Below are 22,160 nucleotides of genomic sequence, written 5' to 3'. Positions count from 1 at the left end.
TGAACAACCCGTCTTTTCAGGAAATTAGCCCCATGTTCGAGTTGGATCATGACTTGGCGCAGGAGATTGTCGATCGCACCATGGCAATCCTGCCGTATAACGTCAACGTCATGGACAGCCAGGGCCTGATCCTCGGCAGCGGTGAGCCGGAGCGTATCAATACTCGTCACGAAGGGGCGCAGTTGGTCCTGGCCAATGGCCGGGTGGTGGAAATCGACGGGCAGACCGCCAAGCATCTCAAGGGCGTGCAACCGGGCATTAACCTGCCGCTTATGCACGATCAGCGGCTGATCGGCGTGCTGGGCATTACCGGCGAACCCGATGGCCTGCGCACCTATGCCGAACTGGTGCGTATGACGGCTGAAATGTTGGTCAGCCACCGCCATCAGCAAGCTGAGCAGCAATGGCGACGCCAGCGTTGCGATGATTTGCTGGCCTTGCTGCTGGCCGACAATGGCGACTCCCCCCGCCTGGTGGACGAAGCCCGGCAACTGGGCCTCAAACCGCATCTGGCGCGCACGCCATACCTGTTCGAACTGGGCCCGGGCCAATCGGCAGAAGCCTTGAGTGCCTGGCTTACCAGCCGCTATCCCGACAGTTGGTGCGTCAGCCCTGCGCAGTTCTCCCTGCTGTGGTGCCGGCCTGCCGCTATGCAGGTCGATAATCCGCGTTTGCTGGAAAAGCTCGACGGCCTGGGTTGGAATATCCTGCGTGTTGCGGTTGGCGGGCAAGCGGATGGCTTGCCAGGGCTGCGCCGCTGTTACCGCAGGGTCAGTGATCTACTTGCCTATGGCCGCGATCTCCTGCCGCAAACACGCCTATTGACCCTCACCCGTTATCGTCTGCCGGTCATGCTCTGGCGTCATCGCAACGACGACGCGCTGGACGAGTTGCTCAACCCATTGCGCAAGGTGCTGGCCAAGGATAGCAATGGGCAACTGCTGGCGACCTTGCGCAGTTGGTGCGAGCACGACGGGCAAAGCCAGGCGTGTGCCGATGCCTTGGGCATCCACCGCAACAGCTTGCGTTACCGCATGGAGCGTATTGCCGAACTCAGCGGCGTCGACCCGCTGACCCTCGACGGTATGCTTACCTTATACCTGGGCGTGCAGTTGTTGCCTCAGCCTCTGGAGGCGCAGGCTTTGTAGAAATGACCAACAAACCCCACCTGCACTTGTGCATCGGACCGGCGTCATTGCCCAGGCCAACTGGCAGCATGGGCATTATAAAAACCGGAGAAAGCCCATCATGAAGATCATCATCGCCCCCGACTCGTTCAAGGACAGCCTCAGTGCCGCAGGCACGGCCCAGGCCATTGCCGAAGGGTTGGCCCAGGTCTGGCCGGATGCGCAGTTGGTCGAATGCCCGATGGCCGATGGCGGTGAGGGCACGGTGGATGCGGTACTTGCCGCGTGCAATGGCCAGTTGCGCCGGCAAACCGTGCGAGGCCCACTGGGAGACGAAGTCGAGGCGCGTTGGGGCTGGTTGGCCGACAGCCATACCGCAATTATCGAGATGGCCGAGGCCAGTGGTTTGCAACTGGTCGCGCCCGGCCAGCGCGACGCGTGTTCGACGACAACATATGGCACCGGGGAGTTGATCTGCGCCGCCCTGGATGCGGGGGCGCAGCGTATTATCCTGGCGATTGGCGGCAGTGCTACCAACGATGGCGGGGCTGGTGCGATGCAGGCCCTGGGTGTGCAACTTTTTGACGCAGAAAGTCAGCCGCTGTCCCCAGGTGGGCTGGCGTTGGCGCGCCTGGCGCGTATTAGCCTTGAAACGCTCGACCCGCGTTTGGCGCAGGTGCGTTTTGAGATCGCTGCTGACGTCAATAACCCCCTGTGCGGTCCTCACGGTGCCTCAGCGATTTTCGGCCCGCAGAAAGGTGCGAGTCCCGAGCAGGTGGCACAACTGGACGCCGCCCTTGACCATTTCGCCCACCACTGCGCCCAGGTGCTGCCCAAGGATGTGCGCGACGAACCCGGCAGTGGTGCTGCCGGTGGTCTGGGCTTCGCCGCCAAGGCATTCCTCGGTGCGCAATTTCGTCCGGGCGTGGAGGTGGTCGCCGAACTGGTCGGCCTCGAAGACGCCGTACGCGGCGCCGACCTGGTCATCACCGGCGAAGGCCGCTTCGACGCTCAGACCCTGCGCGGCAAGACCCCGTTCGGGGTTGCGCGCATCGCCAGCCAGCACGGCGTACCGGTCATTGTGATCGCAGGCACCTTGGGCGACGGTTACGAGCAGATGTATGCCCACGGTGTGGATGCAGCATTTGCCCTACCGTCGGGACCAATGAGCCTGGAACAAGCCTGCAGCGAGGCGCCACGCCTGTTGCGCGAGCGCGCCGCGGATATTGCGCGGGTGTGGCGCCTTGCTGCTAATCGCTGACCCCCTGCGCCAACCGCTCCACCCACTGCTCCTGAAACGCTTGCAGCGCCGCACCGGGTTGCTGCAATTGCACAAACTCCAGCATTGGGTCTTGCACCGCGGTGCGCACGCCGCTTAATTCCTCCAGAGTCGCCAACCCGCAAAACGGTACGTAGGCTTCGCTGTAACCGCCTTCATGCACCAGCACCAGACGGCCCTGGCACAAACGCTCGGCTGCCTCGCGCAGGCTGCGGGTCATCAGCCGGAACGATTCGCTGTGCAGCAACATGCGCGCCAGTGGGTCGACGGCATTGGCGTCATAGCCGCAGGCGATGATGATCAACTCTGGCTCGAAACGCTCCAGGGCGGGCAGCACAATGCGTTCCATCGTATGCGCATAGGTTGCGTGACCACTGCCCGGCGGCAGCGGGATATTGATGTTGGCGCCCAGGCCGGCACCCCGGCCACGATCCCGTTCGCCGCTGTAGCCCGGTGGGTAGCAAGCGTCCTGGTGCAGTGAAACCGTCAACACATCGGCGCGCTCCTCGAAGATTGATTGCGTGCCGTTACCGTGGTGCACGTCCCAGTCGATCACAGCGACTTTGCCGAGCCCGTTATGGACCTTAGCCGCTTCGATGGCAATGGCAATATTGGCGAGAAAGCAGAAGCCCATGGCGCTGTCTGCCAGGCAGTGATGCCCAGGCGGCCGAGACAGGGAATAGGCATTGTGCGCCTGCCCCTTGAGCACCGTGTCTACGGCGGCGATGGTCAAGCCCGCAGACAGTTTCGCGATCTCGTAGCTGCCCGGCCCAATCGGCGCCTGCGGGCCGAGCTCGCCGCCGCCAGCATCGCTCAGGGCCTTGAAGCGTTGCAGATAAGCGCTGCTGTGCACCCGTAGCAGGTCTGCTTCACTGGCCGGCGGTGCGCTAAGCAGGTGCAGATGACGCGTCAATCCAGACACATCCAACAAGCTTTTCAAGCGGCGTTTGGTCTCCGGGGATTCGGCATGACCGCTGCCAGCCGGCGGTTGTACCCAGCCGCCTACGGGTAATGTCAGCGCGTGCGCACCTGCGCTGTGCCACAGGCTCATTTCATCGAAGAAAAATGCGGTGGTTCGGTTCATACCGGCTCCAGTTCGGTGAGGTGGTTGGGACGGCTGGTGAGGATCATCACAAGGGAAAGCAACGTGATGACGGCAGCGCCCAGCAGCAGGAGGGTGAACCCGCCGCTGGCCTCGATCAGGCGGCCGGCAATCGCCGGGCCGATGGCCAGGCCACCGCCGATCACCAGGTTGGAGGCGTTCATGAGTTTGCCGCTGTGATCAAGATCAGCCAGGCAGGCCAGCACCAACGGCAGGATGAACGTCCAGGTGAACTTGAACAGCAGCGCCGCCAGGGCAAAACGCAGCAGCGCTGGCTCGCCGAGCAAAAGCAGCACAGCCGTCGCCATCAGCGCATAACCCCCGAGCAACAGCATTGCTCGGGGCAGTCGCCTGCCAATCAGCGACGCGCTCGCGGCGCCGGCAATGCCCATTACGGTTGCGATGGCGAGTACCTCGCCACTGTGTTGTGGGGAAATCCCGACACGGGCGCCCAAGGCACCGATAAAGGTCCAGACACCGCCCAGGCTGATGTAAAAGGCCAGGACTGCGCCGACCCCCAGCACGGCTTTCCAGCGTGAGCCAGGCAATGAAGGGCCGCGGTTTGCCGGTGCCGTGGCATTGCCAGCGGGAAACGCCCGGGCCAGAGGCAGCAACAGGGTCATCAAGCCCGCCAGGATCAGGTAGCAGGCGTTCAGTCCAAACCGCTCGAACAAGCCCGGCAGTACGATCAGCCCGAGTGCACCGACGACTAATTGGCCCATCACCCACAGCCCGTAGACACGGCTGGGATTGGCGGTAGTGGCGGCGCTGGCCAGGCAGAGGATCATCAATGAGCCGCCGGCCAGGGCGCTGGCACAGCGCAGCGCCAGTAACGCTGCATAGGTTTCGGCGTGCATCGACAACAGATTGGCCACGATAAATAGCAGCGCTGCAATCAGGGCCGCGGCGCGCCAGTCAACCCGCTTGAGCCACCACCAGGCAGGCAAGGTCGCCAGGCTCATCGCGCCCAGCTCCACGGAAAACAAATCGCCGATGCGTGCCGGGCTCAGTTGCCATTCGCTGGCCAACTGCGCGGCCACGGCGGGTGCGGTCATCAGGATGGTTGGGGTGATGGCGGCAAACAGCACGATTGCCGCCAGCCGTGCCTTTGCCGCAGCGGGTTGAGTAGGCATTTTCAAACTCCAGGAATGGGGATCAGAACACATGGACCAGACGCAGCAATGCCTCGGTCCCGGCATAGCCGTTGGAGGCAGCGACGTTTTGCGAAAGGCTGACCATCAGTTGGTTCTGGGTGTCGAGCCAATGCCCCAGTTCCAGGCCCAGTTGCGTGTAGCGTTTGTGGGTATCGTCGATACGGCGATTGTTGATGCGCAGCGCACCACCATCCGCCTGGATCAGGCGCAGTGCCCCGTAAGTGGCGGCGCTGAAGTCATAGGACGCGAAGGCTTGCAGGCGGTACAGCGGGGCTTGCTTGAGTTCGCTGCCAAAATAGTCGTCATTCTTGGCGTAAAGCTGAGCTTCGAGGTTAGCTTCCAGCACCCAGTTATCGCCGATGCCCTGGGTGTAGTTGTAGACAAAGGTGGCGCCCCAACGGTTGGCACCCGGGGACACATCCGGGTTCTGGCTGTGGTACTCACCTAGCGGCACGCTGATCAGGCTCAACAGGCCGCTGTAGGTGCGCGATGCCGGGTCGTTGATGAAAAACAGCGTGCCGCCCACTTGTGGATCGCCCAGGCCGCGCTCGCGGGTGCGCTGCTCAGTGCCGGGCAAGCGCGCCGTAATGTCGGCAAATGGCAGGATGAACTGCGGCGTACACAGCGTGCCGCAGGCGTCGGTGAAATACACCTGGCGGTAGGCCAGGGCGTTGACCTTGAGGTCGGCCTTGCCGGTGCTGTCGGCGGGCCCATGGAAATCGCCGGCACGGGTGGCGGGCAGGTACACCACCCCCAGGCTGGTGCCCGCCGGTGCGCCAAAAAAGTCCCGGGCGTTAAGGTCGGCAGCCTGGCTGTCGAGGCTGAGCAGCGTGCCGCCAAGCAGCACTGTGATCTTGCATAGAGGTGAATGAATCATGGCAAGGCATCTCTTGTAAGCGGCAGCCAAAAAACGGGCAACAGCTGCCCGCGACCGTGAAAACGAGCGTGGCAAAGTCTTAAGTTGAAAGGGCGAGGATCAGTCGGGTGGGGCGTGCACCAAGTGCGCTATACGCGCCTTGTCGTTGACCCCCAGCTTGGTGTAAATGGCGCGCAGATGGTGACGTACCGTATTGGGTGAAAGGCCAAGGTCGCGGGCCACTTGCTTATAAGTCTTGCCCTCGCCAAACCCCTGGGCCACGTCGTTCTCTCGCGGGCTCAACTGGGGCAGTGCACGGTTGAGGCGCGCCGCCAGCAGCAACTGGTCGCCCACTGCCGAAACCTGGATGTGAATGTGCTTGCCGGCATGGCCGCGTTCATCCAGTTGTACCGGCAGGGTAGGGCCGCTCCAGCGCGGCCACTCACTGAGCAAAATGTCGATAAAGCCGCGCTCGGCGCATTGCAATACGCCTCGAGGGTCGCATACAGCCAAGGCGAGGTTGCGTGGGCTGGTCAGGGTTTCACGCATGGCCACCAGCGTGCGGATCTGGTTCGCGGACACTGCCGCCACCAGATGCAACATCAGATTATTGAGCAGCAGGCAGTCATGGGTGTTGAACCTGGGCGCACCGGGTTTGCGGTATAGCGTCAGGTGGTCGCTGAGGTGGGTTTGCGGGTCGATATGGATCACGCACAGCAATTGGCCCAGGCCGTGGCGCTGCCCCAGCCAATTCAAGGCGCTGCCATTGGCCGGGTCGCGCATGTCGATGATCACGGCCTGGCCGGGTGTTGCATGCACTCGGCCGACGGTCACGTCCAGATGGCGGACCGACTGCCAGTCCGCCAGGTAGTGTGGTGGCAAATGGTACAGGTAGCTGTTGTGCTCTTCCGGCACACCGTCAATCACCGCCGCGCGCCCCCACCAGGCACTGTCAAATGCCAGCAACTGGCTCAGCCGTGCCAGAGCATGGTGCTGGAAATGTTCGATGTCTTGATGTTGGGCCAGGCGCTGCAGATCCAGGGCCAGGGTACTGAAGGCCTGCAACAGGCCATTGGGATCAAGGCGACTCATAGGTATTCCTCTGTGGGACTTTTTTTGTTGTTCTCGTCACAGGGTGAAGGCCGGGGCCTGGGTTCAGGGGGCAGGGCCTGGGTTGAGTATCGATGTTGCACGGCTGGACTGCCATCGTTCAGATGCAGGATGGCGCTGGTTGATGTGTGGGAAAACGCCGGGCTCGTCAGGCGGCTGACTTTGCCCCTACACTGGTCCGCCATTGGTCTTTCAAAGGATGAAACGCAATGCACACACCTGAGCCCCATATCGTGATCCAGCGCTTTACCGAGGCCCACCTTGAGGGCGTCGCCGCGCTCTACAACGAACCGGCGGTCTGCCGTCAGGTGCTGCAAATGCCTTTCCAATCGGTGGAAGCCTGGCGCAAGCGTTTGGTGATGGATAACGAGCGGCGCTTGCAACTGGTGGCAGTACATGGCGGTGAAGTGGTTGGCCAACTGGGCCTGGAACAGTACCTGCGCGTGCGTCAGAGCCATGTCGGTTCATTCGGCATGGGCGTGGCGACTGCCTGGCAGGGCAAGGGCGTCGGCTCGCGGCTGTTGACCGCCGCGCTGGACGTCGCCGACAACTGGATGAACCTGCACCGCGTGGAACTGACGGTGTATGCCGACAACGAAGCCGCGCATCACCTGTATCGCAAGTTCGGCTTCGAAGTGGAGGGCCGGTTGCGCGATTACGCCCTGCGTGACGGTGCGTTTGTCGACACCCTGAGCATGGCGCGCCTGCGCAAGTCGGCTTAATCCGCTAGAGCAAACGCCACCGCAGCCTGCGCATGCAGCGCGGTGGTATCCAGCAGCGGCAGGGCGCTGTGTTCGGGCTGGATCAACAGGCAGATTTCCGTGCAGCCGAGGATGACCGCCTGGGCGCCGCGCGCGGCGAGCGCCCGGATCACCCGCTGATACACCTGGCGCGAAGCGTCGCTGATGACTCCCACGCACAACTCTTCATAAATGATTCGGTGCACTTGCTTGCGCTCCTCCGCGTCCGGTATCAGCACGGTCAGGCCCTGGGCGGCGAGGCGGGATTTGAGGAAGTCCTGTTCCATAGTAAACGCGGTACCGAGCAGACCCACCGTCAAGGTTCCGGCCTCAAGGGCTGCGGCCGCCGTGGCGTCGGCAATATGCAGGAATGGAATCGACACCGCCGCCTCAATACGCGGCGCCACCAGGTGCATGGTATTGGTACACAGCACCACGCACTCGGCGCCCCCTGCCTGCAAACGGCGCGCGGCGTCCTCCAGGATCAGCGCGGTATCGTCCCAGCGCCCGGCGTGCTGGGCCTGCTCCACCGGGCCGAAGTCCACGCTGTACAGCAAAATCTGCGCGCTACGCAAAGGGCCAAGCTGGTCACGTACGCGCTGGTTGATGAGGCGGTAATACTCGGCGCTGGATTCCCAACTCATGCCGCCGATAAGGCCGATGGTGCGCATGCAATGCTCCGGACAAGGGGGTAGGGCACCACCTTACTCATCGACGGTGGGTTCGTCATACGCAGTTGCCGACAAAATCACCGGAGCAGTTTTTAACCCATACGGTAATGCTCTGCATCTGCCATGATCAGGCTTGGCAACCTGGCTCACCCAAGGAAATCCGCAATGGACGATGTACAGCAACTGGGCGAGATGCTTCGTCATTACGCCGATAGCGAAGCACACAAACAACAGCAGTTCGACCTGCAATCAGCACGTTGGGCGCAGAAGCTTGGCGAGCTGTTCGGCCAGATTGAACAGTGGCTGGAGCCGGTAAAAACCGTAGGTTTGCTGGAGGTTCAGCGTGAGGCTTACACCGCCAGCAGCCCGAGCGTGCCGGTGGAGAGTTCACCCTTCAAGAGCGAAAAACTCAGTGTGCACATCACTGGCAAAAGCGTGGAGTTCGTGCCGGATGTGATGGGCGTCGGTGGTTTGATTTCAGTATCGGTGATGGGCCTCACCGCCGCTCGCCACGGCAGTGTGTCGCTGGTCCTGCCGGTGGATAAGCACGACTGGCTGTGGAAGAAAACCAACGGCCTGAAAGACCCGGACACCTTCGGTTTCGACGCCAACTTCCTGGCCACTCAGCTACAGAGCCTGATCCCGCGCGAACGCGCATGATCGGCACAGAAAAAAACAGGCTCTGCATTTAATCAGGTGCATTGCCCAAGTATTGGCTATACCTAAAACTCATTCTTACGATGATGGTCGCCAGGGAGTTCAACAATGAAATTAAGGCTCATGATCAGCACACTGTGCGTCGCCTCGCTCGGCATGGCAGGCTGTGCCAGCAAGGTGCCGCAACCAGATGAGTATTCAGGGTTTCTCTCCAATTACAGCCAGCTCAAGGAAGCCAAGTCGCCCTCCGGGGCAGAGGTGATGCGCTGGGTCGATCCGCAGTTGGACTTGAGCCGCTACACCGCGGCGTACATCGAGCCTACCCAGTTCTATCCCAAACCCCAGGCCACCGCAAAGATTCCGGACAGCACCCTGCGGGGCATCAGCGACTATTACAACCAGGCGCTCAGGCGTGAACTGGCCAAGTCACTGCCCCTGGCCAATGCTCCAGGCCCAGGCGTGATCGTGGTGCGTGCGGCGATTACCGCCGTGAGCAGCAAGACCGAAAGCCTCAAGCCCTATGAGTTTATCCCCGTGGCGCTGGTGGCCGCAGCAGTCAGCACCGGCACGGGCATCCGCGATCAGGAGACCACGCTGGGCACTGAGGCGCAGTTCCTCGACGGAGGCACGAACAAAGTGGTGGCTCAGGTGGTACGCAAAGGCACCGGCAAGCCATTGGCCAATGACTCACAGGTGCTCAAGGCCGACGACGTGAAAGTCGTCATTGATGGCTGGGCGTCGGACCTGCATCAGTCCTACGTGAAGCTCAAAAAACATTGAGCCTCGGCAAGCCCAGGTGCTATTTCAGCGGTGTCAACGGGGGCAGCTTCCATTGACCGTTACCCACCTCGGGCTTGGGCAGGTAAATACGCAGGATCGCATAGAACGGACCGGGCGGGGCCGGCAGCCAATTGCTCTGTTCGGCCTTCGGTGGCTCGTGGTGTTGCAGCGCCAGGGTGAGGCCACCGTCGGCGTCACGCTGGAGGGTCGATAACATCCGCGAGTTGATCAGATAGCGTTTCTTGTGGTTAGGCACCAGCATTTTTGTCTTGGCGTCGTACAGGGTCAGCGACCAGAACGCATCGGTCGGTGGCAGCTGGTCCTTGGCAAAATGCACGGTGTAGCTGTGGCGTGCGCCGTTGGCCGGCTTACCCTCACTGTCGACGTCGTAGGTCAGGTGAGCCGCTTCGTCGCTGGAGTGACCGAAAATGCCTAACTCGGCACCGGCGTAGCGATACAGGTAGTTGTTTTGCAGGCGGTCGCGGCTACCGAACAGATCAGCCTGGGCAACCTGATGAGTGTCGAGTTTGTCCTTTTTGAACGCGGCAAATTCGGCCCGGCCATCGGCGATGCCTTCTTCCAGGGCCTTGCGCTGTTCTGCTGTCAATTGGTTGACCTTGAACGGCGCACCCGGCGCTATGCCGATTTTGGCAAAGCGCGCCAGCAGGTCTTTTTCGCTGTCCTGTGGGGCGGCGAAGGCCAGCATGAAGTTCAGGTAGCGAAACAGTTGCGGGCCTTCGGTCATGGTCGCCGTCGGCTTGGGCCATTCGATCTTCGGCACCTTGGCCGGGGCAGGCTGCTTCACATAGCTGCTCAGGGGCTGCACTTTATAGCCGCTCTGGATTTGCTTGACCTTGCCCATGTCCTTGTCATCGAACAGCTGCGTGCGGTATAGGGCGTAGGCGATGTTGCTTTCGCTGTAGACCACTCGGTCGATGTCCACCGGTTGCTGACCTTTCCAGTCAGGCCCGGCAATCATGTAGTGACCGCCGTTGTTACCGGTGCTGCGGGTGCCCAGATAAGCAATGTTCTGGGAATAGAGGTCGATCAACTGCACCGAGTAGTAGCGCTCGTCTTCAATCCTGGGCAGGGTCAGTACCAGAGGCTCTTTGCGCAGATCCATCCACACGAATGAGTAGGGTGTGTCCGCGTTCGGGCTAGGGAGCGCGGTGTCCTTGGGGGTCAGTACCTGCGCGGTATTACCGATATGGTTGAACGGCGCCTTGAAGTGGGCGCCGCCCTTGTCAACGGCCTGGGTGTAGAGCGTCTTGTACATTTGCACCACCGGGAAACCGTACAGGTAGGCTTCCTTGGCGATTGCCCGGGCTTCACTCGGGCTGGCGGTGAAGTCAGCCCAGGCGCCGGTACTCATAAATATCGAGAGGCTCGCCAACAGCAGGCGCGTCGGTTTTCCAATCATGTTGTTGCGTCCTTCCTGAGTTCTGTCTAAGAGCGTGAGGTGAAGGCGCAGAGTTTCCAGTTTTATTGGCTGAACGTCACGTTAATCCCTTCGCCGACGCGGACAGATCCTAAAGGAGGTGTCAGGCTGGAAGCATTGATTTGACTTTGTCACGTAGTTGGTCGATGGAAAATGGCTTGGCGATCACCTGCATGCCGGACGTCGCATCAATATTTTCGGCATAGCCACTGGCAAATAGAATAGGCAGGGTGGGGCGCAGTTCGCGGACCTTGGTCGCCAGCTCCCTGCCATTCATGTCTGGCAGGCCGACGTCGGTCATCATCAGGTCGATCACCTGGCTAGTGTCCTGCACCATAGAGAGTGCCTCTTCGGCGTCAGCGGCCTCAAGCACCTTGAACTCCAACTCTTCGAGTACATCGACGATCAGCATGCGCACGATGGCATCGTCTTCGACTACAAGGATGGTGGATGCTTCAGCGGACATAAGGGAGATTCCTGAAAAATAAAGGGCGTGTCTTCAACGCTTGAAAGACCATTCTCTAATGAGTCGCGCCGATCTCGGCAAGTTCCGTTGCGGTGGGGCATTGTGAAGGGTATGCGAGCAAATGTCGCGGGAACAAAGGGAAGAACGTCAATGGCACTGCGCAACCATGCCATTGACGCAAGTGATTCAAACGAAGGTCAAAGATTTGCGGTGATCAGCGGATAGGGCTCGTTGTACGGCACGGTGTTGACAAAGCTCTGTTCGTTGAAATAACTGACGTTGAACTCTGGTACGCCGCTGGCAACGTCGACGGGTTTAAGCGTGCCGGCGGCCCATCCACTGTTCAAAGAGACCTCCAGCCCCCGGCGCATTGAGGCCTCATCCGCAAACGTCGCCAACCCGAAGTTGGGGTTGAAGAAAAACCATTCTTTCTCGTTGTTTTTGTTCTGGGTGACGCCTGCGAGCAGCCCATGATCTTTGGTACTGATCGCCAAGAGTGTCGGAGGAGTTGCCTTGCTGAGATTGTCGATAATGTCGGTGTACGGCAATTGGCTGAAAGGTTGCGTACCGTGATACTGACTACTCAGAACCTGATGCATTTGGTTCAGTTGCTTACGAAAAGCCTTTACGTTGGGGTCGTCAGCATTCCCAACTGCTTTCATGAAGTTACTGATGAACTGGTCCCTGCGACCGTGCAGAATCGCCAGCGCCATGGTATTCACGATAGCTGCGCACTCCCCATTAGAAGCCAGGTCCGTTTGGCTGAGGTAGAGGTTTTGCGGCATTGCGTGGGCTTTACCCCCTTGGGCAACTATCTCATTTTGAAAAGCTTTGTAATGTTCAAGGCTAGTGTGCGCCATGCGTTTCTGTATTTCCTTGGCCAATGTGCCTACCGCCTCAGGATCATTGGTCTTCGTGACTGCCAGATCCCTAACCTCCGATTGCTTCATCGTTGGGTGGTAGCCTGGGACATCTTCGACCCGGCCCGAGTTAAAGCCTCGCATGTAGGCAACGCTATCATTTCTCTGGGCGCTCTCTAATGTGTCTCTGAATATCTCGCGACTGGTGGATGGATTGGGCGCGGCGTACCTGGCTATCCAGTCAATAAAGTTACTGTTTATCTGACCATTGGCGGCAACGGTCGCAGGTGTGAAATCAACCAGCGCAGCTCCGTAAGGCTTCTGCGTGATCGGGTCATAGGCGTACCACTTGCCCTCTCGAAACACAGCGCCGCCTTCGACCGTCTGCTCTGTAACCTTGTAGGTGCCGGTTGCGACGATGCCCTCCTGTTTACTGGCGGCTTTAAGCAGGTCATAACTACCGGTTGCGCCTTTGAGCATGTTCACGCATTCGAGCCCCTTGGTCGCAATTTTATGTAGCACGGTCCCAACCCCGGTTATCCCGCCGACCAGACCGCCGAGTACGTTGAGTGAATCAATTGCCATTGCACCGAAGAGCTTTGCTGTCTTCACGGCCCTGGCGCCAGCACTCAAGGTCCGCACGCCCTTGAGCGCGGCATTGCCGGCTTGCGCAGCTTTGCCCACGCCAAACGTGAGGAATCCGAGGATATCGAAGGCCAGGTCAGATACCGCCTCGCCGTAGTTGCCTTGCCGAATGTTGTTAACGGCAGGCCGAAATGGGATCAAATTGAGCAGGAACTCACCCACCTGACTATCGCCCATCCGATCATGCTCGAAGGAAGTAACGCTCTTGGCGTAATTGAGCAACTCCTTGCGGTCGAGGTCCATTTTTTCCAGGTAGAAACTGGCAATCGCATTGGTTCGGCTGGAGTCGAAGCTATTGGGAATCGCATCACTGCCAGGTTTTTCTGCAGAGTCAGGGGCGGGCGAGTTAGTGAAAGGGTGATAAGGCCTTGATATCGCGTGGAGTTGTTCCCCGGCTTTATTGGTTTTTTCTAGGGTGAGCAGGCCAGGGAAATTTGAGATCAGCCCGTTTTTTTTCTCGATACTGCCGGTGCTAGTGTTGATGTGGTAGAGATTTTCCACGCCCTCTCGGGTGGTTTTCACATATAGAGTACGATCACGCTTGACCAACTCTAAGTGGCCATCCTTTGTTTTGCGGTATTCATCGCTGTAGAAGTATTCAAGTTTGCCGAATTCGAAGTTTTTGCGATCTTCCAATGGCTGCTCGCCAATCAGATGTTTGACCATCCCATGGTGGCCTTTCTTTTGTGCCGTTATAGCCTTTTCATATTGGTCCATGAAGTTTGCGGTGATGTCACACTCTTCGGTGCGTGCAAAGCGATTGAATGCAGTGATCGGAAGCCGCTTGTCGTTGGTGATCCATGCGTATTTCTCCCCTAGACGCTCCCCCTCCAGCAGAATATCGAGCATGGAGCGCATTCTCGGGTCACCGCGCAGAGGGCCGTCTCCGGTGTAACGCATGGCCAATACTCGGGCTTCGAAAACCGCCGGATCTACGTCGGGAAACTCGGCTTTCAGGCAGTCAAGCGCCATCTCCGTGCGATTGGGAATAGGCACCTGTATGGAAGAAGAGATATCCGTCAACGATTTCAGATGGTTGTTGTAAGCCACCCTGACCTGTTCGATTTGTGAAGGTGTAGGTTCGCTGTTATGGCGGGACAGCAGGTTTCGGGTTATCCCCCAAAGTATCAAGGCATCGCGCTGGGCCGTTTGAACGGCGTGGGTGTTGGCCGGCAAGGACTCTGCTGCAATCAGCACTTCGGCATACGTCATGCCGGAAACCCGGCCGGGCGTCTGGGCTTCGATTTTGGCGGCGGCGATGGTCAACTGGACCCACAGGGTACTGCCGAACGTCACCCTGGCAGGGATATCCTTGATGAGCAGTTGTGGGGCCGCCCGGGACAACAAGAGGTGCATCACCAGTTTCACGATGTTGGGTGTCGCTCGGTTTTTCTGGATCAGATGAGCACTCAGCTTTTCAAGTACCGATGAGGCGGATTGCCCCCAGTGCTCGGGGGCCGCCAGGTCGAAATCGGTTATTCTGTTGCTGACTTGCCCCCCGCTGATGCTCCAGGGGTCCAGTACGGTGTGAATAGCGGCCAATATATAGTCGTACACACTGGTGCTTGAAGAGACGCCACCCAAGTGCGCTTGCAGGGCTCGTCCCAATTCCTGGGACCTAGGGGCGTCGAGCAACTTCTGCAACGCTGCTTCAGGATTTTGCAGGTCGCTTTGCGTCACCGAACTGCCGTTCAGCAAGTATGTCAACGTACCTTTGTCAACGTCCGGTAGCGGCAGGTCGGATAAGCCAGTGTCGCGGCTGAACATGAACTGGTAGACCTTTTGCTTATCCTGCTCTGACATCGGTATTGGCCAGGACAGTGCTCCACCGAGATTCCCCAGAGGGAACTGCGCGGCTTTTTGCTCCAATACACGGGCCAGCGCCCTGGCGTCATCGATTTGACGTGGCAGATCAAAGCCGAGGTCGGTAATGACGGTAGCCAGCGTCGGCGGCGTAGTTTGTGCCGAGGCGTAGGATGAGTCCGGGTGAGGTTCCAGAGTGGTTCTGTTCAACCAGGACAAAAGCCCGAAATCAATCCAGGTTTTCGGAAGATCAACGTTCATCCTTCTTGAAATACTTCCAGTCACCGAGGGGTCAAGCTTCTGAAGTTGCTCAGCCACTTTCCGCACATTTTCCTGGTCTGCCAGTTGTCTGCGCAGGGTGGCGAGAGGCGGCGCTTGAACTGCTGGAGTGGGTTGGGCATTGGTCGTTGCTGGCGCGCTTGAGGTGCTTTGCGCTTCAAATTCAGCGGCTTTGACGAAGAAAGGGGAGGCGGGGATGTTTACTACAGAAGTCATGCTCATTAGGTCTGCCTTGGCGGGTCAAAAAGGACGCCTTCCAATAGGTCTTCCGTGTTCCTGAGGCGCATTTATGAGTGTCAGAACAAGCGAGGTGCGTTCCGTGCTCTGTTTGAACCTATGTAAATGGGCGAATGAAATAGACCTGATTGCGCACGAAACTCGACATGCATTGAGTAGGCAATCGCTTCGAATCAACGCACAAACATAGCCTTGACCCTTGTTGTTCGGGCAAACTCCCCCTTTTTCGCATTTGGCCAAGGCATCCCCATGACTCCCACGTCGTCCGTCGATGAAAAGAGCTTTCGTACTCTGTTGAGCCGTAACGTGGCCTTACCCTTGGGCGTGGGGGTGCTCAGTGCGGTATTTTTCGTCTGCCTGATTACCTATCTGCTTTCGGTGATCCAGTGGGTGGAGCACACCGATCGGGTCATCAATAACCTCAATGAGACGTCCAAGCTGACAGTTGACCTGGAGACCGGCATGCGCGGTTTTCTGATCTCCGGTGACGAGCATTTTCTCGACCCTTATGAAGTGGCCAAGCCGCGAATCATTGCCGACCTGCGTAATTTGCAAGACCTGGTGGCAGACAACCCCCAGCAGGTCGACCGCCTCAAACGCCTGGAAGCCTTGCAGAACGAGTGGAACACCTACGCCCAGTCGATGATTGATATGCAGCGCCAGAACGGTGACTACCGTGGCGCCGTCAAGGCTGGCCGTGGCAAACGCCTGACGGACGAGATTCGCCGGGAGTACGAAGACGCGGTGGCGATGGAGCAGCAGTTCCGCATCACCCGTAACCAAGAGGTCACCCGCACGACGGTGCTCAGCGTCACCCTGTACCTGGTGTTCGTACTGGGACTGAGTGGGTTTCTTGCTTATATCGGTAGAAAGAATTTAGTTTCACTTTCAGACAGTTACAGTAATAACCTCGCGTCACAACAGAAGATTGCGCGACGCCTCGAACAGCAAGCCTGGCTACGCAATGGCCAGACCGAACTGGCTGAACAGGTGCTTGGCCAACTGACCCTGAACATGCTCGGGCGCAACATCCTGCAGTTCTTCGCTCAGTACATGGGCTCGGCCGTTGCCGCTTTGTATGTGCGCGATGAGCACGGCGGCCTCAAGCGCGTGGCCACTTATGGGTTCTCCCGCGAGCAAGAGCAGCAGGAGCAGTCGATCTATAGCGACGAAGGCATCGTCGGGCAGGCCGCCCAGCTGGATCGCCTGATTCGCCTGGACGATGTGCCGGTGGATTACTTCAAGGTCAGCTCCGGCCTGGGCGAAGGCGCTACCCGCAGCGTGCTGGTGATGCCGACCAGCGATGAAGACCGCGTCAACGGTGTGGTTGAACTGGGCTTCCTGCGTGCGCTGGATGAGCGCGATGTCGAACTGCTGGAACTGATCGCCGGCAATATCGGCACCTCTATCGAAGCCGCCCGCTATCGCCAGCGCTTGCAGGAAGTACTGGCCGAAACCCAACAGCTCAACGAAGAGCTGCAAGTGCAGCAGGAAGAACTCAAGACCGCCAACGAAGAGCTGGAAGAACAGTCGCGTATCCTCAAGGAATCCCAGGCCCACCTGGAAACCCAGCAGGCCGAGCTTGAGCAGACCAACGAGCAACTGGCCGCGCAGACCCAGACCCTGGCCGAGCAGCGCGACGCCATGGATCGCAAGAATATCCAGCTCAACCAGGCCCAACTGGAGCTCGAAGACCGCGCCGATGAGTTGCAACGCTCCAGCAAATACAAGTCCGAGTTCCTCGCCAACATGTCCCACGAGCTGCGCACCCCACTGAACAGCTCGTTGATCCTGGCCAAGTTGCTGGCAGAAAACCCCCAGGAAAACCTCAGCGCCGAGCAGGTCAAGTTTGCCGAGTCGATCTATTCGGCCGGCAACGACTTGCTCAACCTGATCAACGACATTCTGGATATTTCCAAGGTTGAAGCCGGCAAGCTGGAAGTGCGCCCGGAGAACTCCAGTGTGGTACGCCTTGTCGACGGCTTGCGGGGCATGTTCGAGCCGCTGGCGGCAGATCGCAAGCTGGGCTTTGAGGTGGACGTGCAGGAGGGTGCACCGACTTTGCTGTTTACCGACCGGCAGCGTCTGGAGCAGATCCTCAAGAACTTGTTGTCCAACGCCATCAAGTTCACCGAACAGGGTGAGGTCAGCCTGACGGTCTCCAGGGCGCCAGGGGAGGGCATTGCCTTTACCGTGCGCGACTCTGGCATCGGTATCGCCCTGGACCAGCAGGAAAGCATCTTCGAAGCCTTCCGCCAGGCTGATGGCACCACTAATCGCCGTTATGGCGGCACCGGCCTGGGCCTGTCCATTTCCCGCGACCTGGCGGCGTTGCTCGGCGGCTACATCAGCGTGACCAGCGAAACAGGCAAAGGCAGCATTTTCACGCTGGTATTGCCGGAGCAGTACGTGGAGCGTGAGGAAGATGCAGCACCTATCGAGCAACCGCGCCAAGCCGTGGTCGCGCCAAACCCTGCGCCGGTGAAGATTTCTGCGCTGCCAGTCACTGATACCCAGCAGATCCCACGTTTTGCCGATGACCGTGAAAAGGCCCCTTTCAGCACCCGCTGCATCCTGGTGGTGGAAGACGAACCCAACTTCGCGCGCATCCTGTTCGACCTGGCCCATGAGCTGGGCTACCACTGCCTGGTCGCCCACGGCGCCGACGAAGGCTACAGCCTTGCCGAGGAATACATCCCGGACGCGATCCTTCTGGACATGCGCCTGCCAGACCATTCCGGGCTGACCGTGCTGCAGCGTCTCAAAGAGCACGCCAACACCCGCCACATCCCCGTGCACGTGATTTCCGTGGAAGACCGCGTCGAAGCTGCCATGCACATGGGCGCCATCGGCTATGCGGTCAAACCCACCACTCGTGAAGAGCTCAAGGACGTGTTCGCCCGCCTGGAAGCCAAGCTGACCCAGAAGGTCAAGCGCGTGCTCCTGGTAGAGGACGATGATCTGCAACGTGACAGCATTGCCCGCCTGATCGGCGACGATGACATCGAGATCACCGCCGTAGGCTTTGCCCAGGAAGCCCTCGACCTGCTGCGCAACAACATCTACGACTGCATGATCATCGACCTCAAGTTGCCGGATATGCTCGGCAATGAGCTGCTCAAACGCATGGCCACCGAAGACATCTGCTCGTTCCCGCCGGTAATCGTCTATACCGGGCGTAACCTGACCCGCGATGAAGAAGCTGAGCTGCGCAAGTATTCCCGCTCGATCATTATCAAGGGTGCACGCTCACCTGAACGCCTGCTGGATGAAGTCACACTCTTTCTGCACAAAGTCGAATCCCAGCTGTCCCATGACCGCCAGAAGATGCTCAAGACTGCCCGCAGCCGCGACAAGGTCTTCGAGGGGCGCAAGATCCTGCTGGTGGACGATGATGTACGCAATATCTTCGCCCTGACCAGCGCCCTGGAGCACAAGGGCGCCGTAGTGGTTATCGGACGTAACGGACGCGAAGCTATCGACAAGCTCAACGAAGTCGAGGATGTCGACCTGGTATTGATGGACGTCATGATGCCCGAGATGGACGGTTACGAGGCCACGGCCTTGATCCGCCAGGACCCGCGCTGGAAAAAACTGCCGATCATTGCGGTCACGGCCAAGGCCATGAAAGACGATCAGGAACGCTGCCTGGCGGCCGGGTCCAACGACTATCTGGCCAAGCCGATTGACCTGGACCGTCTGTTCTCGCTGATTCGCGTATGGCTACCGAAGATGGAACGTATTTAAGTGGAGCAGTGTTTTTTGGACAAAAGCAGCGACATTGAGCTGCGCCTGTTGATTGAGGCGATTTACCTCAAGTACAGCTACGACTTTCGTGACTACTCCGGTGCGTCGGTCAAACGGCGCGTGGCCCACGCCTTGCGCCAGTTCGACTGCGCGACCATTTCGGCGCTGCAGGAGCGAGTGCTGCACGACCCGGCAGCGTTCATGCAGTTGCTGCAATTCTTGACGATCCCGGTGAGCGAAATGTTTCGCGACCCGTCGCACTTCCTGGCCATCCGCCAGGAAGTGGTACCGCTGCTCAAGACCTACCCGTCGATCAAGATCTGGATCGCCGGCTGCAGCACGGGCGAGGAGGTATACTCCATGGCCATCCTGTTGCGCGAAGAGGGGTTGCTGGAGCGCACGATCATCTACGCCACGGACATCAATCCGGCATCGCTGGAGAAAGCCAAGCAGGGCATCTTCTCCCTTGAGAACGTTCGCGCCTACACAGCCAATTATCAGCAGGCAGGTGGGCAGCGTTCATTTGCCGACTATTACACCGCAGCCTACGATTATGCGATCTTCGACAAGACGCTGCGCGAGAACGTGACCTTCGCCGACCACAGCTTGGCGACCGACAGTGTATTCTCAGAAACACAATTAATTTCATGTCGTAACGTATTGATTTACTTCAATAAAAAGTTGCAGGATCGAGCATTCGGATTGTTTCATGAGTCGCTGTGTCATCGTGGCTTTCTCGTCTTGGGCAGCAAGGAAACCCTGGATTTTTCTGCCTACAGCAAGCAATTCGAACCCTTGGTCAAACAGGAACGGATCTACCGAAAATCATGAGCGAGGCGCATGACCCCCCGATGCGTGGGATTGAAGCTATCGTTGTCGGCGCTTCCGCCGGCGGCGTTGAGGCCTTGCTGAGCATTTTTGGTGAGCTGCCTGTGACCTTCAGCCTGCCGATCATCGCCGTGCTGCACCTGCCGGATGAGCGTCGCAGCCAGTTGGCAGAAGTCTTTGCGCGGCGCCTGAGCATTCCGGTCAAGGAAGCCCGGGACAAAGAGGCGGTCGAGGCGGGCACCTTGTATTTTGCCGGGCCTGGTTATCACTTGTCGGTGGAACATGACCGCAGCCTGTCCCTGAGCCAGGAAGACCGTGTGCACCACTCACGGCCCGCCATCGACTACCTGTTTGCCTCGGCTGCCGATGTGTATGGGCCGCGCCTGCTGGCGATCCTGTTGACCGGCGCCAACCAGGACGGCGCGCAGGGGCTGGCCCACGTCAAGCAATCCGGCGGCACCACCATCGTGCAGGATCCCAAGCAGGCACGGATCGCCGTGATGCCCCTGGCGGCCCTGGCCTTGCATACACCTGACCATATTCTTTCCTTGAGCCAGATCGGCTCATTGCTGGCTTCCCTGGAACCCTTCCCATGTTAAGTACTGTCCAGGCCAAACTGCTGATCGTCGACGATCTGCCGGAAAACCTGCTGGCCCTTGAAGCGCTGATCAAGCGCGAGGATCGCCAGGTCTTCAAGGCATTGAGTGCCGACGAGGCGTTGTCCTTGTTGCTGGAACACGAATTCGCCATGGCGATTCTCGACGTGCAGATGCCCGGCATGAACGGTTTCGAACTGGCCGAACTGATGCGCGGCACCGAAAAGACCAAGAACATTCCCATTGTGTTCGTCAGCGCCGCCGGCCGCGAACTCAACTATGCCTTCAAGGGCTATGAAAGCGGGGCGGTGGACTTCCTGCACAAGCCGCTGGACATCCACGCGGTCAAGAGCAAGGTCAATGTGTTCGTCGACCTGTATCGCCAGAGCAAGGCGATGAAGCTGCAAGTCGAGGAACTAGAGCGCAGCCGCCGCGAGCAGGAGCTGTTGCTCACGCGCCTGCAAGCTACACAGGCCGAGCTGGAGCAGGCGGTGCGTATGCGAGACGACTTCATGTCGATTGTCGCCCACGAAGTGCGTACGCCTCTGAACGGGCTGATTCTGGAGACCCAGCTGCGCAAGATGCACCTGGCCCGTGACAACGCCGCCGCGTTTACCCTGGACAAGATGCATGCGATGGTCGACCGCGATGAGCGGCAGATCAAAAGCCTGATCCGCCTGATCGAAGACATGCTCGATGTGTCGCGCATCCGCACCGGCAAGCTGTCCATACGCCCGGCGCGTTTTGATCTGGCGCAACTGGTGCGCAACCTCGTACATAACTTCGAACCACAGGTCGCCGCTGCCGAGTCGTCGATGCAGTTGGTGGCCGACGAGGCTGTGGAAGGCAACTGGGATGAGTTTCGTATCGAGCAGGTGATTACCAACCTGCTGACCAATGCCCTGCGCTACGGGGCTAAAAGCCCGGTGGATGTGCGGGTGTATACCGAGCATGGCGAGGCGCGCGTTGAAGTACGCGACCGTGGCATTGGTATCAGTGAAGCCAACCAGAAGCGCATTTTTCAGCAGTTCGAACGGGTTTCTGCCAACCATGCCGCCGCTGGCCTGGGCCTGGGGCTGTTTATTTCCGAGCAGATTGTTGCCGCCCATGGCGGCACCATTGAGGTCGAGAGCCAGATAGGCGAGGGCGCCCTGTTTCGGGTGTGCCTGCCCCTTGAGGCGGCTGCGTGAAATCAATCGTCAGCTCAACGCAACCTCTGCGTGACCCCATGGTCGTAACTGCAGCAATTGACCGGACAAAGGCTTCCCATGAGTGAAGATGCGCAAGATGTCGTACTGATCGTCGAGGATGACGAATCCATTATGTTTGTGCTGGGTGAATACCTGGCAGGTTTGGGCTACCGGGTCTTGAAGGCAATCGATGGGGAGCAGGCCTTTGAAATCCTAGCGACCAAGCCGCACCTGGACCTGATGGTCACCGATTATCGCCTGCCTGGCGGGATTTCCGGGGTGCAGATTGCCGAGCCGGCGCTCAAGCTGCGACCGGAATTGAAAGTGATTTTTATCAGCGGCTACCCGCAGGAAATCCTCGACTGCAACAGCCCGATCACGCGCAATGCACCTATCCTCGCCAAGCCGTTTGATTTGGATACGTTGCAAGAGCATATCCAGCGTTTGCTTGCATAAGTACACGTCCTCCACCGCGAGGGAAAATCCTCGCGGATGAGTCCAACATCAGCCGATGGAGTAATAACTTCAGGTTGGGCAACTCTGCTCACCCGGTGAAAGGCTGACTCAAGCAAAAAGGTAGTGGCAACATTCATAT

General features: G+C 59.1%; 18 protein-coding genes. 10 read left to right on the top strand and 8 right to left on the bottom strand.

Annotated elements, in window-relative coordinates; translation table 11 throughout:
- Window positions 1-32: 32 nt before the first annotated feature.
- Window positions 33-1,148 (top strand): sugar diacid recognition domain-containing protein, encoded by a 1,116-nt coding sequence (locus E4O97_RS26910; RefSeq protein WP_078821344.1) that lies wholly within the window; start codon window positions 33-35, stop codon window positions 1,146-1,148.
- Window positions 1,149-1,248: 100 nt separating this feature from the next.
- The gene (locus tag E4O97_RS26905; RefSeq protein ID WP_032875415.1) at window positions 1,249-2,388 is read left to right on the top strand and encodes a glycerate kinase; all 1,140 of its coding nucleotides are present in this window, start codon (window positions 1,249-1,251) and stop codon (window positions 2,386-2,388) included.
- On the opposite strand, the gene E4O97_RS26900 is transcribed toward E4O97_RS26905, so the two are convergent.
- The 4 genes from E4O97_RS26900 to E4O97_RS26885 all read right to left on the bottom strand — a co-directional run bounded on the left by E4O97_RS26900 (window position 2,378) and on the right by E4O97_RS26885 (window position 6,610).
- Window positions 2,378-3,490 carry a class II histone deacetylase gene (locus tag E4O97_RS26900; RefSeq protein ID WP_216091400.1) on the bottom strand — a complete coding sequence of 371 codons (1,113 nt, stop codon included), beginning with the start codon at window positions 3,488-3,490 and terminating at the stop codon, window positions 2,378-2,380. The two genes, E4O97_RS26905 and E4O97_RS26900, sit on opposite strands and share 11 nt — an antisense overlap.
- Window positions 3,487-4,641, bottom strand: a complete 1,155-nt coding sequence (locus tag E4O97_RS26895) for an MFS transporter (protein WP_248162775.1) — start codon at window positions 4,639-4,641, stop codon at window positions 3,487-3,489. The genes E4O97_RS26900 and E4O97_RS26895 overlap by 4 nt, the downstream gene beginning before the upstream one ends.
- Window positions 4,642-4,663: 22 nt before the next feature.
- Window positions 4,664-5,539, bottom strand: coding sequence for a transporter (locus E4O97_RS26890; RefSeq protein WP_223018330.1), 876 nt, complete (start codon window positions 5,537-5,539; stop codon window positions 4,664-4,666).
- A gap of 99 nt (window positions 5,540-5,638) precedes the next feature.
- Complete coding sequence (locus tag E4O97_RS26885; RefSeq protein ID WP_248162773.1) at window positions 5,639-6,610, bottom strand: LuxR C-terminal-related transcriptional regulator; 972 nt, start codon at window positions 6,608-6,610, stop codon at window positions 5,639-5,641.
- Window positions 6,611-6,837: 227 nt separating this feature from the next.
- Here E4O97_RS26885 and E4O97_RS26880 point away from each other — a divergent pair, with 227 nt between their 5' ends.
- Window positions 6,838-7,350, top strand: a complete 513-nt coding sequence (locus E4O97_RS26880) for a GNAT family N-acetyltransferase (protein ID WP_032875400.1) — start codon at window positions 6,838-6,840, stop codon at window positions 7,348-7,350.
- Here the strand turns inward: E4O97_RS26880 and E4O97_RS26875 are convergent.
- Window positions 7,347-8,039 (bottom strand): aspartate/glutamate racemase family protein, encoded by a 693-nt coding sequence (locus E4O97_RS26875; protein ID WP_078821351.1) that lies wholly within the window; start codon window positions 8,037-8,039, stop codon window positions 7,347-7,349. The two genes, E4O97_RS26880 and E4O97_RS26875, sit on opposite strands and share 4 nt — an antisense overlap.
- 165 nt (window positions 8,040-8,204) lie before the next feature.
- On the opposite strand from E4O97_RS26875, the gene E4O97_RS26870 reads away from it, so the two are divergent.
- Entirely contained in the window at window positions 8,205-8,699 is a 495-nt protein-coding gene (locus E4O97_RS26870) for a hypothetical protein (RefSeq protein ID WP_032875395.1), read from the top strand.
- A gap of 105 nt (window positions 8,700-8,804) precedes the next feature.
- Window positions 8,805-9,476: a DUF3313 domain-containing protein gene (locus E4O97_RS26865; protein WP_005788271.1), complete on the top strand. Its 672-nt coding sequence runs from the start codon at window positions 8,805-8,807 to the stop codon at window positions 9,474-9,476.
- A gap of 19 nt (window positions 9,477-9,495) precedes the next feature.
- On the opposite strand, the gene E4O97_RS26860 is transcribed toward E4O97_RS26865, so the two are convergent.
- From E4O97_RS26860 to E4O97_RS26850, 3 genes are all read right to left on the bottom strand, one after another.
- Window positions 9,496-10,896, bottom strand: coding sequence for a DUF1254 domain-containing protein (locus tag E4O97_RS26860; protein WP_248162771.1), 1,401 nt, complete (start codon window positions 10,894-10,896; stop codon window positions 9,496-9,498).
- A 121-nt stretch (window positions 10,897-11,017) separates the two neighbouring features.
- Window positions 11,018-11,380, bottom strand: a complete 363-nt coding sequence (locus tag E4O97_RS26855; RefSeq protein ID WP_078821353.1) for a response regulator — start codon at window positions 11,378-11,380, stop codon at window positions 11,018-11,020.
- 197 nt (window positions 11,381-11,577) lie between these two features.
- Complete coding sequence (locus E4O97_RS26850; protein WP_248162769.1) at window positions 11,578-15,189, bottom strand: hypothetical protein; 3,612 nt, start codon at window positions 15,187-15,189, stop codon at window positions 11,578-11,580.
- A 264-nt stretch (window positions 15,190-15,453) separates the two neighbouring features.
- Between E4O97_RS26850 and E4O97_RS26845 the strand changes: the two genes are divergently transcribed.
- From E4O97_RS26845 to E4O97_RS26825, 5 genes are all read left to right on the top strand, one after another.
- Window positions 15,454-18,951 (top strand): response regulator, encoded by a 3,498-nt coding sequence (locus tag E4O97_RS26845; RefSeq protein ID WP_248132245.1) that lies wholly within the window; start codon window positions 15,454-15,456, stop codon window positions 18,949-18,951.
- 15 nt (window positions 18,952-18,966) lie between these two features.
- The gene (locus tag E4O97_RS26840; RefSeq protein ID WP_005788281.1) at window positions 18,967-19,782 is read left to right on the top strand and encodes a protein-glutamate O-methyltransferase CheR; all 816 of its coding nucleotides are present in this window, start codon (window positions 18,967-18,969) and stop codon (window positions 19,780-19,782) included.
- The gene (locus E4O97_RS26835) at window positions 19,779-20,378 is read left to right on the top strand and encodes a chemotaxis protein CheB (RefSeq protein WP_005788283.1); all 600 of its coding nucleotides are present in this window, start codon (window positions 19,779-19,781) and stop codon (window positions 20,376-20,378) included. The genes E4O97_RS26840 and E4O97_RS26835 overlap by 4 nt, the downstream gene beginning before the upstream one ends.
- Window positions 20,372-21,565 carry a hybrid sensor histidine kinase/response regulator gene (locus tag E4O97_RS26830; protein ID WP_078821356.1) on the top strand — a complete coding sequence of 398 codons (1,194 nt, stop codon included), beginning with the start codon at window positions 20,372-20,374 and terminating at the stop codon, window positions 21,563-21,565. The genes E4O97_RS26835 and E4O97_RS26830 overlap by 7 nt, the downstream gene beginning before the upstream one ends.
- 78 nt (window positions 21,566-21,643) lie before the next feature.
- Window positions 21,644-22,021, top strand: a complete 378-nt coding sequence (locus E4O97_RS26825) for a response regulator (protein WP_005788286.1) — start codon at window positions 21,644-21,646, stop codon at window positions 22,019-22,021.
- Window positions 22,022-22,160 lie beyond the last annotated feature (139 nt).

The organism is Pseudomonas sp. W15Feb34 (genome assembly GCF_023127765.1).
Classification (GTDB): domain Bacteria; phylum Pseudomonadota; class Gammaproteobacteria; order Pseudomonadales; family Pseudomonadaceae; genus Aquipseudomonas; species Aquipseudomonas synxantha_A.
The sequence above is the reverse complement of the archived record's forward strand: the minus strand, read 5'-3'. Positions and strand labels throughout refer to the sequence as shown.